We start from the raw sequence: 14,309 nt of genomic DNA on the forward strand, positions 1-14,309 counted from the left end.
TTTTTGTTGTGAGAATAAGATGTTAAGTGAAGGCATATCAACGTTTTCAAGTAGTATTCAACTACTAGGATTAATGTACTTTTAAGGCTATTCCCAAATCTTTACTTGTTTTCTATAGGTAAAATTGAGGAATAGGTAATTTACAAGAGGAAATAAATACGAAGAAAGGGAGTGCATCATGAAAAAATTATCGTTATTTATGCTAATCATCTTGCTCATGCTTCTAATGCCATTTAGCTTATTACAAACGCAGCCAGCACATGCCGAGTCGACTCAGTTTATTAATGCGGAAGAAAATACTTTTTTACGTGATGCTCCATCACCTAGTGCAAAAAAATTAACACTTCTTGAAAAATTTTCTAAAGTTACTGTTCTTTCAAAAGAAGGTCAATGGTCTTATATAAAACATAACGGCAATAAAGGTTATATTCTTTCAAAAACTTTAACAAAACAAGAACCGAAAAAATATGAACCGAAAAAAGCGCCTGTTATTACAAACGGTCTACTCCCTAAAGCTAATCGAAGCTATACGTATGAACCATCATTGGAAGGTGGAGCAAAAACTACGTATAAAGCTGCCGTGAATCCGGATATAAGGAATTCCGTTAGCTTAATGGAAGAAGAGTTTATTGGCTACACATATATTGAAAATGAAAATAGTTTCGAACTTGGTGTTGCCTATTCCGATGTATTCTTCTTTTCTTTAAGTTATCCGATGAAGGAAAAATCGACAATTTATGATACGGATTATGGAATTGAATCGGATACGAAAACAGAGGTAACTGTCGAAAGTACTTCGACTACTTTAAAGACTAAAGCAGGGACATTTAAAAATGTTGTAGTCATTAAATACCCAAACGGATCTAAACTTTATTTAGCAAAGGATTACGGTATAATTCGAGTTACTAACTTTGAAGGTGAAATTACGACAGAGCTTGTTTCAGTGAAATAAACATTCATAAAAGAACACTCGGACGTTATTAGTAACATCCGAGTGTTTTATTATTCATACTTTTAGCTGTTTAATCCTGTTAATACGCCTAAAACGTCATCCACAGCTACATAAGGTAATCCCTGTGCATCTGCTACCGCCTCATAGACAACATGCCCATCAACCGTGTTTAAACCAAGCTTTAACGCTGGGTTGTCTAAACATGCTTTAATGAATCCTTTATTGGCAATTTGCAATGCATATGGCACAGTATTATTTGTTAATGCAAGTGTAGATGTGCGTGGCACTGCACCTGGCATATTTGCAACTGTATAGTGAACTACATCATGTTTAACGAATGTTGGGTTGTCATGTGTTGTAACTTTTTCAGAAGTTTCGAAACAGCCACCTTGGTCGATCGCAATATCAACTACTACTGAACCTGGTGACATCGATTTAATCATTTCTTCTGTTACTAATTTTGGTGCCTTAGCTCCAGGAATTAAAACAGAACCTATAACTAAATCTGCTGAGCGAACAGCATCAGCAATATTGTATGGATTTGAAATTAAAGTTTGTACATCACGACCGAAAATATCTTCAAGCTGACGTAAACGTTCCGGGCTTAAATCAATTATTGTTACATCCGCACCCATACCAACTGCAATTTTCGCTGCATTCGTACCAGCAATACCCCCACCAATTACAGTTACTTTTCCGCGTGGAACACCTGAGACACCCCCAAGTAAAATTCCTTTTCCACCTTGGTATTTCTCTAAATAATGCGCACCAACTTGAGTCGCCATTTTCCCTGCCACTTCACTCATCGGTGTCAATAGTGGTAATGAACGGTTTGGTAATTGAACGGTTTCATAGGCAATTCCCGTAACACGTTTTTCAATTAATGCTTTTGTAAGCTCTGGTTCTGGTGCCAAATGTAGATACGTAAATAATATTAAACCTTCACGGAAATAATTATATTCGCTTTTAACTGGTTCTTTTACTTTCAGAACCATTTCCGCATTCCATGCATCTGCAGCTGTATCAACAATTTTTGCACCTGCTGCAATATAGTCATCATCTGTAAATGCCGAACCTAAGCCAGCACCTTGTTCAATATACACTTCATGACCATTAGCAATTAATGACAATACTCCTGCTGGTGTCATTGCCACTCGATTTTCATTATTTTTTATCTCTTTCGGTACCCCGATTTTCAACGTAATTCCTCCCTATAAACATCGCTTAGAAAAATGCATAACATAATTCAAATCCATTCTACCAACTTTAACACAAAAATAGTAGATTTATTTTAAATATAAAGTTTATTCAGAATAATGAACTTGCAAAAAATATTTAAAATCAAAATTAAATTTAAAATTGTAATAAAAATATATTATCATAGTATTTGAACAAATTATGTACGTTTTCCATATAATACACGACATAACAATAGTAATTTTTTTAATTTTCCGTGTTAGCTATTTCCATTCGAAAATCATTTGTTATAATAAAGTCATAGAAAAATTAGGAGGTAATGGAAATGGCAAATCATTATAAAAGCATTGTAGTAGCAGTAGACGGTTCTAAAGAGGCTGAATATGCGTTCCGAAAATCAATTGATGTAGCAAAACGTAATGAAGGTGCAACAATTAATCTAGTAAACGTTATCGATACACGTTCTTTTGCCGCTATCGAAGCTTATGACCGTTCAATCGCTGAGCGTGCTCAACAACACTCTGAAGAATTACTGAATGGCTATAAAAAGCAGGCAGAAGAAGCAGGTGTTGAGAATGTAAACCTTATCATCGAGTATGGTTCTCCTAAAAATATCATTACAAAAGATCTTTCAAATATTGTTGAAGCAGACTTAATCATTTGTGGAGCTACTGGTTTAAACGCCGTTGAACGTTTCTTAATCGGTTCAGTTTCTGAATCAATCGTTCGTACTGCTAAATGTGACGTATTAGTAATTCGTACTCCAGAATGAATTCATTTTAAAAGCAAAAAGCCATCTCCTCAATTTGAGAAGATGGCTTTTTTAGTTCAAAAATATCTAGTTTCATTAGCTGTACAGTCATTAACAAAACTAACGTCTTAATGTGAATTAACGTTTTTGATTATTGCTTTCCTTCCACATACGTACCTTTTCAAAAAACATTGCCAATGCTTCTCTATTGGACATATTAGGCACTTTTGCTAATAATACTTCACGTGGTGCTTTTAGTTGTGTACTTTGCTTTTGCAAAATTAAAATACTTTTCTCATGTGCCTTTGAAGAAAATAGATTTTCAGGTAGTTGAATGACAGCCTGAATCCATGCATGACCTTTAATATACTGATGTAATTGCTTAGCTTGCTCTGTTTCAAATAAATTAGATGGAACAAGGAATAATGCAAAACCGCCTTCTTTTGTGTAATTTAACGATTGCTCGATAAATAAGTGGTGTGAATAGCTCATTCCTTCTGCTGCACATAATTCATAATCAAGTGCTACTTCTTCGTTCGGATAATAGCCAACAGGTAAATCGCATACCACTGCATCCACCGGATCGACTAATAACTTCTCGAGCGCATCTTGGCGAAACAGCGTTACGGGCTGTTCTACTAAGTCTCCAGTTGCTGCAGCTAATCGAATTAACACATCATCAACTTCAACTCCAGTTGCCTTAACTTTGCCGTCAAACGCATTCATTAATGTAAACAGTAAATTCCCTGTCCCTAAGGCTGGGTCTACTATTGATATTGGTCGCTCAGTGAGTTCCTGTTCAAAGCAGCGCTCCACAAAATGGCTCACAATCAGTCCTAACGTGTCAGGGGTCATTTGGTGATTTGGCTGAGCACTTTTACGCATACCTTTAAGAATCGCAATTTGGATAGCTTTACGCATATCTTCCTTAGTTGCACCTTCTACTTGCCACTCAAATTTCCCATCAAGTGTTTCTTCCAATGTTTGTAACAACGCTTCTAAATAATCCTGCTCTTCCTGGGCAACAATAGTTTCAGCATGGTCATTAATGTATTTAAAGATTTGTTCAAACTTCTCCATAAAAATAACTCCCTCATTCCTATTCATCAAAGAAACGATTCCCACTAAAAAGTGAGACAACACCTCTTTTCTTCTGTGGATTCCTTGTTGAAATCTATTTCTCAATCCACAAATGAACAACCCACTCAATAATTATTGAGTGGGTATCCATCATCATGTATTTACTTTACAACAAAATCGTAAAAAACGAAATTATTTTGAAAGAGCTTTTACAGCTTCAATCGCTGCGTCATAATTTGGGTGGTCTGTACCTTCTGGAACATATTCTACATAAGTTACTTTACCGGCTTCATCCACTACAAAAATTGAACGTGCTAATAGGCGTAATTCTTTCATATGTACGCCATACGCTTCGCCAAAAGATGCATCGCGGTGGTCAGATACTGTAACGACATTGTCAATACCTGCTGCTCCACACCAGCGTTTTTGAGCAAATGGCAAGTCCATTGAAACTGTATAAATAACTACATTTTCACCTAAACTAGCTGCCGCTTCATTAAATGTACGTGTCTGCTTGTCACAAACACCTGTTTCTAATGATGGTACTACTGAAAATAAGCGAATTTTACCTTCAGAGTCTTTTAGTGTTACCTCAGATAGATCATTTGCTAATACTTTAAAATCCGGGGCTTGATCCCCTACTTTTACTTCATTGCCGATTAATGTTACCGGACCGTTTTTAAATGTTACTTGTGCCATAACTATACGCCTCCTTTATATTCCCTAATATTACTAAACATGATTTGAAAAATGCAACTAACTGAACTCACATTCACTCCCAAATAAAGAAAAGGATTGCTCAGCATCAAAATTGATTACGAAGCAACCCTTTGCTTTTATATAGAAGGTGTCGATAATGTACATTTCCCCTTCTAATTTTTCTTAAACATCTTTAGTATAAATTTTCTCATGAATGACAACAGTATCCGCAAAATAATCTGCAATACTTTTATTATTCGGCGAAAATGCGACGATTAAATATGGTAAGTACAATAATGTACTATTAATGAATCTGCCTACTACTTCACGAAAGAGAATAGTCATCCAGTCCAAAGGTTCGCCATTTTCTTTTTCTACCTTTATGCCAAAAACCATTTTCCCAAATGTTTGCTTGAAGAATTTCGTCAGCAGAACAAAATAAGCATAAAAAATGATTCCGGATATAATGGTCATTGGTGCATACCAGACATTGCTAGCTGTGTTCCAATCCATTAAGGCAAATATTGGTTTTATAGATATCCCCACTATTGCACTAACAACTAGAGAATCCAGTATAAAAGCCCAAAAACGCATCCAAAAACCCGCTGTTTTTTGTTTAATAGAAGGCAGCTCTTCGGCAGATGTTGTATCAACTACTTCGATTGCTTCAGTCATTGCTTTCCCCCCTATTAATAGTCCCCGTATAAATACATCATACGCGGTGAATTCGTTGATGAAATAATTTTAGATAAAACTTGTGATTCTGCTGATGGGCTAAACATTGAACCCAATTTCATACCTAATAATGAACCCCAGCTCGATGTATCCATCGTATATTCAAACAACTGTGCATCTTCCAGGTCATGGTCTGCCCGTAATGCATTGATAGCTGCCTCTTTATTACCAATTTCATCGACTAAGCCAGCTCTTAATGCCTGTGTACCACCTAATACACGACCATCCGCAACTTTTTTCACTTCTGCTTCCGACATATTACGTCCAGCTTCAATAATATCGACAAAGTGTTCATACGACTCATCAATCATCTCCTGAAGCATTGCCAGCTCTTCTTTAGTAGAAGGACGTGGCCCACCGAACATATCTTTATGTTCGCCGGATTTAATCGTTTCAAATTCTACGCCAATTTTTTCAGCTAATTTTTCATAATTGATCGACTGCATAATTACACCAATAGATCCTGTAATCGTTTCACGTTGAGCAAAAATCTTATCTGCTGGTGCTGAGATATAATAGCCACCAGAAGCAGCCATCGCCCCCATCGTTACATAAATCGGTATTTGTCTTTCTTCTTTAATCTGTAATAACTTTTGATATATTTCTTCTGATTCAATTACACCACCACCTGGCGTATTAACCGTTAAAAGAACCCCCTTAACTGTTTCATCGTTTAAAACAGCGTCCAGCTGTTCAAGAAATACTTGATGATTATAATCCACAGTTTCCCAAATACTTGGTTCACCAACATCCTGAATTACACCATCAACTTTTAGATTAGCAATACGCTTCGTAAAATCACCTGTTTCGACTACATTTTCATATGTAAGTGCATCTGACCCTAGCATATCAAAGCTACTAAAGAAATCCGTTTTAAAAATTGTAATAATAGTATTAATCCCTATTGAGAAAAATAATAATACGGCAGCTATTATTAAAGCTACTACTCGTTTTGTATTCATGTCTTCGCCTCCTTATTATATGTACGATGGTATATTAAAAAAGTTTCAATGAAAAGGCAAATCATCTCCCCATTTTATTTCACCTCCATTTCCCGCAAAAAAAGGCGGCAAAATTCGCCACCTTTTCCCCTTATTCCCCAGGAAATAATGTCGGAAACTGTTATTTCAACTCTTTTGAACGCAGTTCGACACGACGTATTTTCCCTGAAATTGTTTTAGGTAATTCATCTAAAAACTCAATCACACGTGGATATTTGTATGGTGCTGTCAGTTGTTTAACGTGATTTTGTAAATCTTCAACAATTGTTGGGCTATCTTTCAACGATTGGTCTTTTAGTACAATAAAAGCTTTTACGATATTTCCCCGTACTTCATCTGGACTTGCAACGACTGCACACTCTTGGACTGCCGGATGCTTCGTTAAAGCATCTTCCACTTCAAACGGACCAATTGTGTAGCCGGAAGAAATAATAATATCATCATTGCGTCCTTCAAACCAGAAGTAACCTTCATCATCTTTTGTAGCACGGTCTCCAGTTATATACCAATCTCCACGATATTGAATCGCTGTACGCTCTGGGTCTTTATAGTAGCCTTTAAATAGTGCTGGCGTTGATTTGTGTACAGCAATATCCCCAACTTCACCTACCGGAACCGGCTCACCATCCTCATTTACCAGTTCAATAATGTTACCAGGAGTCGGTTTTCCCATAGAACCGGAACGTAATTCTGTATTTAGCAATGTTCCTATTAGCAATGTGTTTTCCGTTTGCCCATATCCATCCCGCACTACTAAATTATGCTCTCGCTTAAATGTTTCGATTACTTCCCGATTTAACGGTTCACCTGCAGATACTGCACTTCGCAATGAATTTAAATCAAATGACCCTAATTGGTCCAATTTAGCCATCATGCGGTATTCAGTTGGTGTACAGCAAAGCACATTTATTTTATGTTGCTCTATTAATTGCAAATATTGCTTTGCATCAAACTTTCCTTTATATACGAATGCTGTTGCGCCACTTCCCAACACCGCTAAAAAAGGACTCCAAATCCATTTTTGCCAACCAGGTGCTGCTGTTGCCCATACCGTATCTCCATCCTGTACGCCAAGCCATTCTGCCGCTGTTGTACGTAAATGTGCATATCCCCAGCCGTGCGAATGCATTACACCTTTCGGATTTCCTGTTGTACCGGATGTATAGGCTAAAAATGCTAAATCATTTGATGTTGTATTTACAGAATTAAATTCGTTTAATTGTTGCTGAGCAAGATCCATTAACGATGTCCAACCTTCTTTGTTGTTCCCAACGATAAATCGTTCAACTTTGGATAAACTTTCAACACTTTCAAATTCTTTTACAAATTGCTCCATTACGATAATTGCTTTTGCTTCAGAATGAATTAAACGGTATTCAATATCTTTTGCTCTTAGTAATTCTGAACTTGGAATTATTACTAACCCTGCTTTTAATGCACCGATATATGACACATATGCTTCCAAACAGCGTGGTAGCATAATTAAAATTACATCACCCTTTTTTAACCCTTTTGCATAAAAAGCATTCGCAGCCTGATTTGCCTGCAGCAAAAGTTCTTCATATGTATAGCGACTTTCCTTCCCATTTTCGTCCTGAAAAATCAATGCAGTTTTATTCGCTTTATTTTCGTGCTTTTCAAATTCATCCACAATATTATAATGTGCCGGTGCTACTAAATAGTCTTGAATCATTTTTAAATCTCCCCTTTGTTTAAAAAGATCTTACCATTTAAGTATAATGATGCAATTCATTAATATCAAAATATTCCGCCATTTTTTTAATGAATAAATTATTTTATTACCTGCAAAATAAAAAAGAACCGCTACTTAAAGTAACGGTCCCTTTTTTAAATTTTAATTATTGGTTTCCACCACGTAATTGTTGCTCAGCCATCTGAACTAGGCGTTTCGTAATCTCTCCGCCTACAGATCCGTTTGCACGAGATGATGCTTCTGCTCCTAATTGTACACCAAACTCTTGTGCAATTTCGTATTTCATTTGGTCAAGCGCTTGTTGTGCACCAGGTACACGTAATTTGTTTGAAGAACTATTGTTGTTTGCCATGTGTTGCTCACCTCCTTGTGACATTAGAATGCACCAGGAGAAAAGTTTAATACACAAAAAAGGCAGGTAATTTATAGTTCGATTAGGAAATCATTTCTAGAGTTTAAACTTATAGTAAATCAGCAAATTTATCTTCTTTTACTTGCTTTTGTGGAAACACATGAACTTCGCGGTTTTTCACTGCTCGTTCAATTAAATCATCGAATTCCGTAAAGCTTTCAAAATGTAGTACTTTTTCTAATTTTGGCTTAGTTTTCGGACTAGATGGTGTAAAAATCGTACAGCAATCTTCAAAAGGCTGTATTGATGTTTCGTAGGTGCCTATATCTTTGGCAATTTTAATGATGTCATTTTTATCTGCTGAAATTAGCGGACGTAATATTGGCGTGTTTGTCACATCATTAATAGCAGTTAGACTTTCTAATGTTTGTGATGCAACTTGCCCGAGGCTTTCACCTGTTACGATTCCTAGTGCACCAATTTCTTCGCGAACTTTATCAGCAACTTTCATCATCATACGACGAGTGGAAGTCATAGACATATTATCCGGTACTGCATCTTTTACGGCTACTTGCAATTCTGTGAATGGAATGACATGCAGGCGAACATTTGCACCGAATTTAGTTAACTCATTTGCTAGTTCTTTTACTTTTTGCAATGCATTATCACTTGTATATGGTGGACTGAAGAAGTGAATGGCATCCAGTCTAACGCCACGCTTCATCATTAAATACCCAGCAACTGGGCTATCAATACCACCGGAAAGCATTAACAGTGTTCGGCCATTTGAACCGATTGGCATTCCTCCAGCACCTTGGATTACTTGTGCCATCATATAGATCGCATCTTCACGTACTTCAATACGAAGTGCGACATCCGGATTTTTCACCTTTACTTTAAAGTTAGGAAAGTTTGGTAATAGGGTTGCACCCATTTCACGCTGCAATTCATGTGTATCTAGTGGGAACGTTTTATCTGTACGATGCACTTCCACTTTAAAAGTTAAATCGCCTCGATCACGGTAGTCTTCTAAAATATCCATAGCTAACGCCTTCATTACATCTAAGTCTTTTTCACATGATGCAACGGGGCTGATAGATTGAATACCGAATACATTAGGTAAACGCTCCATTAACACAGCAAATTTCTCTTTGTTTTCGATTTCGATAAACATACGATCACGTTCTGCACGAATTTTCAGCGGTGCAATATCATTGAATGAATAACGAACATTATCACGTAAACGGCTGATAAAATCTTTTTTGTTACGACCTTTTGTTGATAATTCACCGTAGCGAACTAAAATTTCTTTAAAAATCATTGTGTAATTTCTCCTTTTAACTCTTTCATAACTACTGAAAATTGCTTTTTAAACGCAGCAATATCTTCGTCTGTATTATTAGCGCCGAAGCTTAGACGCAATACGCCGTTTTTATAGCGACTATCGATATTCATTGCCTCCACAACATGGCTTGTTTTCGTTTGTTTAGATGAACAGGCACTTGATGTTGAAACGATAATATCGCGTTTTTGTAATGCATTAATTAAAATTTCACCTTTTAATCCTTTTACACTAAACGATAAAATATGTGTTGCACCGTCTTTTGGGGAAAGTATATAAACCTCTTGATCAAATTGCTCAAAGAAATGATGCAGCTCAGCTGACCACTTTTTAAAGTTCTCGACATGTACAGGCATTTTCTCCACAGCTAAACGTGCAGCTTTTGCCAACGCAGCAGCTTGTGGTACTGCAACAGTTCCACTGCGTAAACCAAATTCCTGTCCCCCACCAACGATAAATGCTTTCAGTTGTGGTTTTTTACGAAATGCTAACAGACCGCTCCCTTTCAGACCATGAATTTTATGTCCTGAAATGGAAATAACATCTGGACCATTATCACCATCAAACAATACTGGTAGCTTACCGAAACTTTGTATCGCATCTACGTGGAACATTGCTTGGCATTGTTTATGAATTATTTGGGCTGCTTCTTTAATTGGCTGTATTGCACCCATTTCGTTGTTTACGTGCATAATACTAACGATAATAGTATCTTTACGAAGCTTTTGCTGTAATTCCTCTAAAGAAATAAGCCCAGACTTATTTACTTTTAAATAGTCGATGTCATAGCCTTCTTCCTCTAAACGCTTAACAGCTTCCAAAATCGAGGGATGCTCTATTTCTGTCGTAATAATATGCTTTCCTCTAAAATTACTTGATTTTGCAAGACCAAAAAGCGCGGCATTATTCGACTCAGTTCCACCGGAAGTAAACAATATGTTTTTTTCATCAGTATGGAGAATACTTGCTAATTGCTCACGAGCTTTTGTTAATAACTTATTTGACTCAACACCGGCACAATGGATGGAAGCCGGATTTGCAAAATATTGTTCATTTACTACCAAGAATGTTTTTAGAACATCCTCGTGTGGTTTTGTTGTCGCACTATTATCTAAATAAATCATCTATACTCTACCTTCTTTTTTAACTATTTAGCTTTGCGACAAGGTGGCGTGAATACACTTAACCAACGCAAAGCAATACTTTATAGGTAATTTCATCTCAAGCAGAGAGGTTGTGATAATAGTCTATTAAACCATTACCACAACCTCTTTAATTTGCTTATTTATTATAACGCTAAATCGTTCAACATGTAACCGTTATGCTTATCATTTTGAAATCAGTTGTTCTTGTACAAGCTCTTCAATACGATTAATAGCATTTGGATCAACAATTTCAACTGCCCTTGCTGCGTCTTCCAATGCCTTTATGTAGCGGAACTTTTTAAATGCGTCCTCTGCTTCAAGTAAGCTTTCATGCACTTGACGATTATTGGCGCGATATCTATTACCAAACTGAATGAGACGTTCGATTATTAAAACATTCTCAATCATTTCCTGTGCTTTTTCATGTGTTTCTTCAATGGATTGCTTTGCACTTAGTAAATGTTGGTTTACTTGTACAATATTTAGTGGTACTTCCTGTAAACTTTGAACCACCACAAAAATACGTTCTGCCGCTTCTTCCAATCGCGCGTCCATTTCCTCTGGTATCCCAGGAATATTGGCACGTCCTAGTAAGCGTTCTGTGTTTTGTAGCAGACGCTTTAAAGTTTCTAATTCTGCCCTTGCCTTATTCTCGTCAATCCGTAAATTCTTTAATTTATTTGAAAAGCTCTCTTGTTCTTCTGCAATACGCTCAATTTCATCCGTAATTTCCTTCAATTCTTCCTGAAGGCTTGAATATGCGGACTTTTCTTCCTGTACACGTGTAGACAATAATTCATAGCGTCTTTGTAAAACTTCCAAATGCTTTAAACCGACTTTTGGAATTTCCGCCTCTTTATCCTGCAATCGATAGCTATGCTGAATATAGGCCACTTCATCACTAATATCTTTTGTTAATCGCATCACTTCATTAATCGTACTATACATACCTGAACAATTGCGTTCGACATATTTTCTTGCCATTACTTCTTTTTCCAGTAAATTATAGAAATGATCAATCTCATCATTAATCGTTTGAATGCGAGGCAATACAGTCTGTAAGTTTAACTCGGCAATTGCATCCTTCAATACGTCTAATTCGTTTTCAAGCCCATCCAAGTATTCTGTCAGCTCTAAATGACGCAAATAATAGTTTTGCTCTTCCATTTCACGCTGACCATTTCGCAACTCATGAATCGCTGTCGGAATTTTTGTCTGTATTTCTGTAAGTAGTGTTGGTACTTCGTTTAGAAGGTTAAAGATCGTTTGAGCTTCATCATTTAGCTGGAGTACAATTTCACGGGCCTGTAGGTAGTTACCATCTTTTGTTAACTCATCAAACTCTTCAAACTTTGGTACAAACTGCTCTAGCTTCTTTTCCAATTCCTCTAAAGCGGGACCAAATGAATGTTGATGTGCCAAAATCGTTTTACGTGCTGAGCGGTAATACTCTTTCAATTGTTCAATTTCGATACGGTTTTTTTCTTCACTGCCGATTAATTCGTCAAGCTCTGTAATAATTTGCACACGAACTTGCTCACACTTTGTAAGCTCCTGGTCAATTTCTCGTTCTGCATGCGTAGCTTTTTTGAATTTAAAACGATCAATAAATTCTTCCGCATCAAATAACAATTCGTCAATTTTCGGAATTTGTTTATCCACAACATCTAACCATCGATTTCGCCAGTTTTCAAATAGCTCTTCTGTTTGACCATTCATGTTTAGCGCTTTTACTTTAGCTAGCTCTTCAAAAATTGGATAGTGTTGGATTTGTAACTTTTCTTTATCTAATCGTCCTATTTCTGCATTATGCTTGCGTCGTACTACCAACCCTACAATCAATAATGCTAATAGTATGACGACAACAATGATGATATAATTTATCATTGTAAGCCCCCTAATCCCAATTAAAATCAATAAATTACTTATATATGTCTTTATAATAATAACATGTTTTATACTATTTGTTGAACTATTTACAGGTTTTTTTACTGCAAATCCCATATTTTTGAAGGAGGTCGCATAAATTGATGCGCGATGGTCATATACATACCCCTTTTTGCCCACATGGCTCCACAGATTCATTCGAGAAATATATCGATAAAGCGATTGAAAATGGATTCAAAGAAATATCTTTTACAGAACATGCACCTTTACCTGATGGCTTTATCGATCCAACACCCGACAAGGATAGTGGCATGGATAAAGCATATTTGAAAGACTATATTCATCAACTGAAAAGACTAAAAGAACATTATCAGTCAAAAATTATAATTAATATCGGTTTAGAAGTTGATTATATTATTGGATTCGAGAGTCAAACTCGTCACTTACTAAATGAGTTTGGTCCTTTCCTCGATGATGCCATTTTATCAGTTCACTTTTTACAGGCAGCAGATGAGTATGTATGCATTGACTTTTCCGACAAAGTCTATTTACAATTTGCTAATAAGGTAGGCGGAATCGCCCCTATGTACGAACTCTATTACGAAACGGTTAAAAAATCGATTTTGGCAGACCTTGGCCCTTACAAGCCAACGCGAATAGGTCATCCAACATTAATTCATAAATTTCAGCTTGCGCATTCAGAACAAATCGACGACTCCTTGCGAATTAAGGAAATCCTCACTTTAATGAAGCAGCATCATTATGAACTTGATTTTAATAGTGCCGGTTTAAGTAAACCTTTCTGCAAGGAGCCCTACCCGCCATTACCATTTGTGCAATTCGCAAAAGAATTAAACATACCTATTATTTTTGGATCTGATGCACATACTGCACAGGATTTACATCAGCATCACGAGGCTTTACAACAAAAAATTAAATTTTAATTGGAGGTTTATATGTTTTCTAATATTACTTACAGCGGCACGCTAACAGAGCAGTACGAGCAACTTGCAAAACATCTTGACGCATTATTGGAAGGGGAAAACGACCTCATTGCTAATTTAAGCAATGCTTCAGCTTTACTAAATTACTTTTTAGAAGATATAAATTGGGTTGGCTTTTATTTAATGAAGGATGGCGAATTAGTTCTTGGTCCATTCCAAGGATTACCTGCTTGTGTGCGTATTCCTGTTGGACGTGGTGTTTGTGGAACTGCCGTGAAAAACAATGAAACAATTATGGTGGATGATGTACATACTTTCCCTGGACATATCGCCTGTGATGCAGCATCAAAATCGGAAATCGTCATTCCTTTAACTGCAAATGGAACGGTATTTGGCGTTTTAGATATTGATAGCCCGAATGAAGCACGTTTTTCATTGGAAGATAAAGAAGGATTAGAGCGATTTGTCGGTGTGCTCTTAAAACATATTTAAATAGAAAATAGGGAGAAC

The 14,309-nt window shown here is 36.6% G+C and carries 14 protein-coding genes; 4 read left to right on the forward strand and 10 right to left on the reverse strand.

The annotated features are described in order from the left end of the window. Nucleotides 1-178 precede the first annotated feature (178 nt). The gene (locus H9635_RS12195) at nucleotides 179-952 is read left to right on the forward strand and encodes an SH3 domain-containing protein (RefSeq protein WP_191700578.1); all 774 of its coding nucleotides are present in this window, start codon (nucleotides 179-181) and stop codon (nucleotides 950-952) included. A gap of 62 nt (nucleotides 953-1,014) precedes the next feature. On the opposite strand, the gene ald is transcribed toward H9635_RS12195, so the two are convergent. Beyond that, the gene (ald, locus tag H9635_RS12200) at nucleotides 1,015-2,151 is read right to left on the reverse strand and encodes an alanine dehydrogenase (protein WP_191700579.1); all 1,137 of its coding nucleotides are present in this window, start codon (nucleotides 2,149-2,151) and stop codon (nucleotides 1,015-1,017) included. A 323-nt stretch (nucleotides 2,152-2,474) separates the two neighbouring features. Here ald and H9635_RS12205 point away from each other — a divergent pair, with 323 nt between their 5' ends. Continuing rightward, nucleotides 2,475-2,921, forward strand: coding sequence for a universal stress protein (locus tag H9635_RS12205; protein ID WP_191700580.1), 447 nt, complete (start codon nucleotides 2,475-2,477; stop codon nucleotides 2,919-2,921). Between the two features lie 117 nt (nucleotides 2,922-3,038). Here the strand turns inward: H9635_RS12205 and H9635_RS12210 are convergent, their stop codons facing one another. The 9 genes from H9635_RS12210 to ezrA all read right to left on the reverse strand — a co-directional run bounded on the left by H9635_RS12210 (nucleotide 3,039) and on the right by ezrA (nucleotide 12,855). Further along, nucleotides 3,039-3,980: a class I SAM-dependent methyltransferase gene (locus tag H9635_RS12210; RefSeq protein ID WP_191700581.1), complete on the reverse strand. Its 942-nt coding sequence runs from the start codon at nucleotides 3,978-3,980 to the stop codon at nucleotides 3,039-3,041. 192 nt (nucleotides 3,981-4,172) lie between these two features. Further along, entirely contained in the window at nucleotides 4,173-4,679 is a 507-nt protein-coding gene (gene tpx / locus H9635_RS12215) for a thiol peroxidase (RefSeq protein ID WP_191700582.1), read from the reverse strand. Between the two features lie 183 nt (nucleotides 4,680-4,862). Next, nucleotides 4,863-5,354, reverse strand: a complete 492-nt coding sequence (locus tag H9635_RS12220; RefSeq protein WP_191700583.1) for an RDD family protein — start codon at nucleotides 5,352-5,354, stop codon at nucleotides 4,863-4,865. Between the two features lie 14 nt (nucleotides 5,355-5,368). Next, nucleotides 5,369-6,376, reverse strand: a complete 1,008-nt coding sequence (gene sppA, locus H9635_RS12225) for a signal peptide peptidase SppA (protein ID WP_191700584.1) — start codon at nucleotides 6,374-6,376, stop codon at nucleotides 5,369-5,371. Nucleotides 6,377-6,536: 160 nt separating this feature from the next. Beyond that, the gene (gene mbcS / locus H9635_RS12230) at nucleotides 6,537-8,108 is read right to left on the reverse strand and encodes an acyl-CoA synthetase MbcS (protein WP_191700585.1); all 1,572 of its coding nucleotides are present in this window, start codon (nucleotides 8,106-8,108) and stop codon (nucleotides 6,537-6,539) included. A 166-nt stretch (nucleotides 8,109-8,274) separates the two neighbouring features. Further along, on the reverse strand, nucleotides 8,275-8,481 hold the full coding sequence (locus tag H9635_RS12235) for an alpha/beta-type small acid-soluble spore protein (protein ID WP_191700586.1): 207 nt from the start codon (nucleotides 8,479-8,481) through the stop codon (nucleotides 8,275-8,277). A 109-nt stretch (nucleotides 8,482-8,590) separates the two neighbouring features. Further along, complete coding sequence (gene thiI, locus H9635_RS12240) at nucleotides 8,591-9,802, reverse strand: tRNA uracil 4-sulfurtransferase ThiI (protein ID WP_191700587.1); 1,212 nt, start codon at nucleotides 9,800-9,802, stop codon at nucleotides 8,591-8,593. Beyond that, on the reverse strand, nucleotides 9,799-10,947 hold the full coding sequence (locus H9635_RS12245) for a cysteine desulfurase family protein (protein WP_191700588.1): 1,149 nt from the start codon (nucleotides 10,945-10,947) through the stop codon (nucleotides 9,799-9,801). Before H9635_RS12245 ends, thiI begins: the two co-directional genes overlap by 4 nt. A gap of 204 nt (nucleotides 10,948-11,151) precedes the next feature. Beyond that, nucleotides 11,152-12,855, reverse strand: coding sequence for a septation ring formation regulator EzrA (gene ezrA, locus H9635_RS12250; RefSeq protein WP_191700589.1), 1,704 nt, complete (start codon nucleotides 12,853-12,855; stop codon nucleotides 11,152-11,154). 140 nt (nucleotides 12,856-12,995) lie between these two features. Here ezrA and hisJ point away from each other — a divergent pair, with 140 nt between their 5' ends. Together hisJ and H9635_RS12260 are read left to right on the forward strand one after the other, a co-directional pair. Next, the gene (hisJ, locus tag H9635_RS12255; RefSeq protein WP_191700590.1) at nucleotides 12,996-13,799 is read left to right on the forward strand and encodes a histidinol-phosphatase HisJ; all 804 of its coding nucleotides are present in this window, start codon (nucleotides 12,996-12,998) and stop codon (nucleotides 13,797-13,799) included. Nucleotides 13,800-13,811: 12 nt separating this feature from the next. Beyond that, nucleotides 13,812-14,291, forward strand: coding sequence for a GAF domain-containing protein (locus tag H9635_RS12260; protein WP_191700591.1), 480 nt, complete (start codon nucleotides 13,812-13,814; stop codon nucleotides 14,289-14,291). Nucleotides 14,292-14,309 lie beyond the last annotated feature (18 nt).

The organism is Solibacillus faecavium (assembly GCF_014836905.1).
Classification (GTDB): Bacteria; Bacillota; Bacilli; order Bacillales_A; family Planococcaceae; genus Solibacillus; species Solibacillus faecavium.

What these genes read in the sequence shown, in the direction of transcription:
- H9635_RS12195 (WP_191700578.1), top strand. Translation starts at nt 179, where the DNA reads ATGAAAAAATTATCGTTATTTATGCTAATCATCTTGCTCATGCTTCTA.
- H9635_RS12205 (WP_191700580.1), top strand. Translation starts at nt 2,475, where the DNA reads ATGGCAAATCATTATAAAAGCATTGTAGTAGCAGTAGACGGTTCTAAA.
- H9635_RS12210 (WP_191700581.1), bottom strand. Translation starts at nt 3,980, where the DNA reads ATGGAGAAGTTTGAACAAATCTTTAAATACATTAATGACCATGCTGAA.
- tpx (WP_191700582.1), bottom strand. Translation starts at nt 4,679, where the DNA reads ATGGCACAAGTAACATTTAAAAACGGTCCGGTAACATTAATCGGCAAT.
- H9635_RS12220 (WP_191700583.1), bottom strand. Translation starts at nt 5,354, where the DNA reads ATGACTGAAGCAATCGAAGTAGTTGATACAACATCTGCCGAAGAGCTG.
- sppA (WP_191700584.1), bottom strand. Translation starts at nt 6,376, where the DNA reads ATGAATACAAAACGAGTAGTAGCTTTAATAATAGCTGCCGTATTATTA.
- mbcS (WP_191700585.1), bottom strand. Translation starts at nt 8,108, where the DNA reads ATGATTCAAGACTATTTAGTAGCACCGGCACATTATAATATTGTGGAT.
- H9635_RS12235 (WP_191700586.1), bottom strand. Translation starts at nt 8,481, where the DNA reads ATGGCAAACAACAATAGTTCTTCAAACAAATTACGTGTACCTGGTGCA.
- thiI (WP_191700587.1), bottom strand. Translation starts at nt 9,802, where the DNA reads ATGATTTTTAAAGAAATTTTAGTTCGCTACGGTGAATTATCAACAAAA.
- H9635_RS12245 (WP_191700588.1), bottom strand. Translation starts at nt 10,947, where the DNA reads ATGATTTATTTAGATAATAGTGCGACAACAAAACCACACGAGGATGTT.
- ezrA (WP_191700589.1), bottom strand. Translation starts at nt 12,855, where the DNA reads ATGATAAATTATATCATCATTGTTGTCGTCATACTATTAGCATTATTG.
- H9635_RS12260 (WP_191700591.1), top strand. Translation starts at nt 13,812, where the DNA reads ATGTTTTCTAATATTACTTACAGCGGCACGCTAACAGAGCAGTACGAG.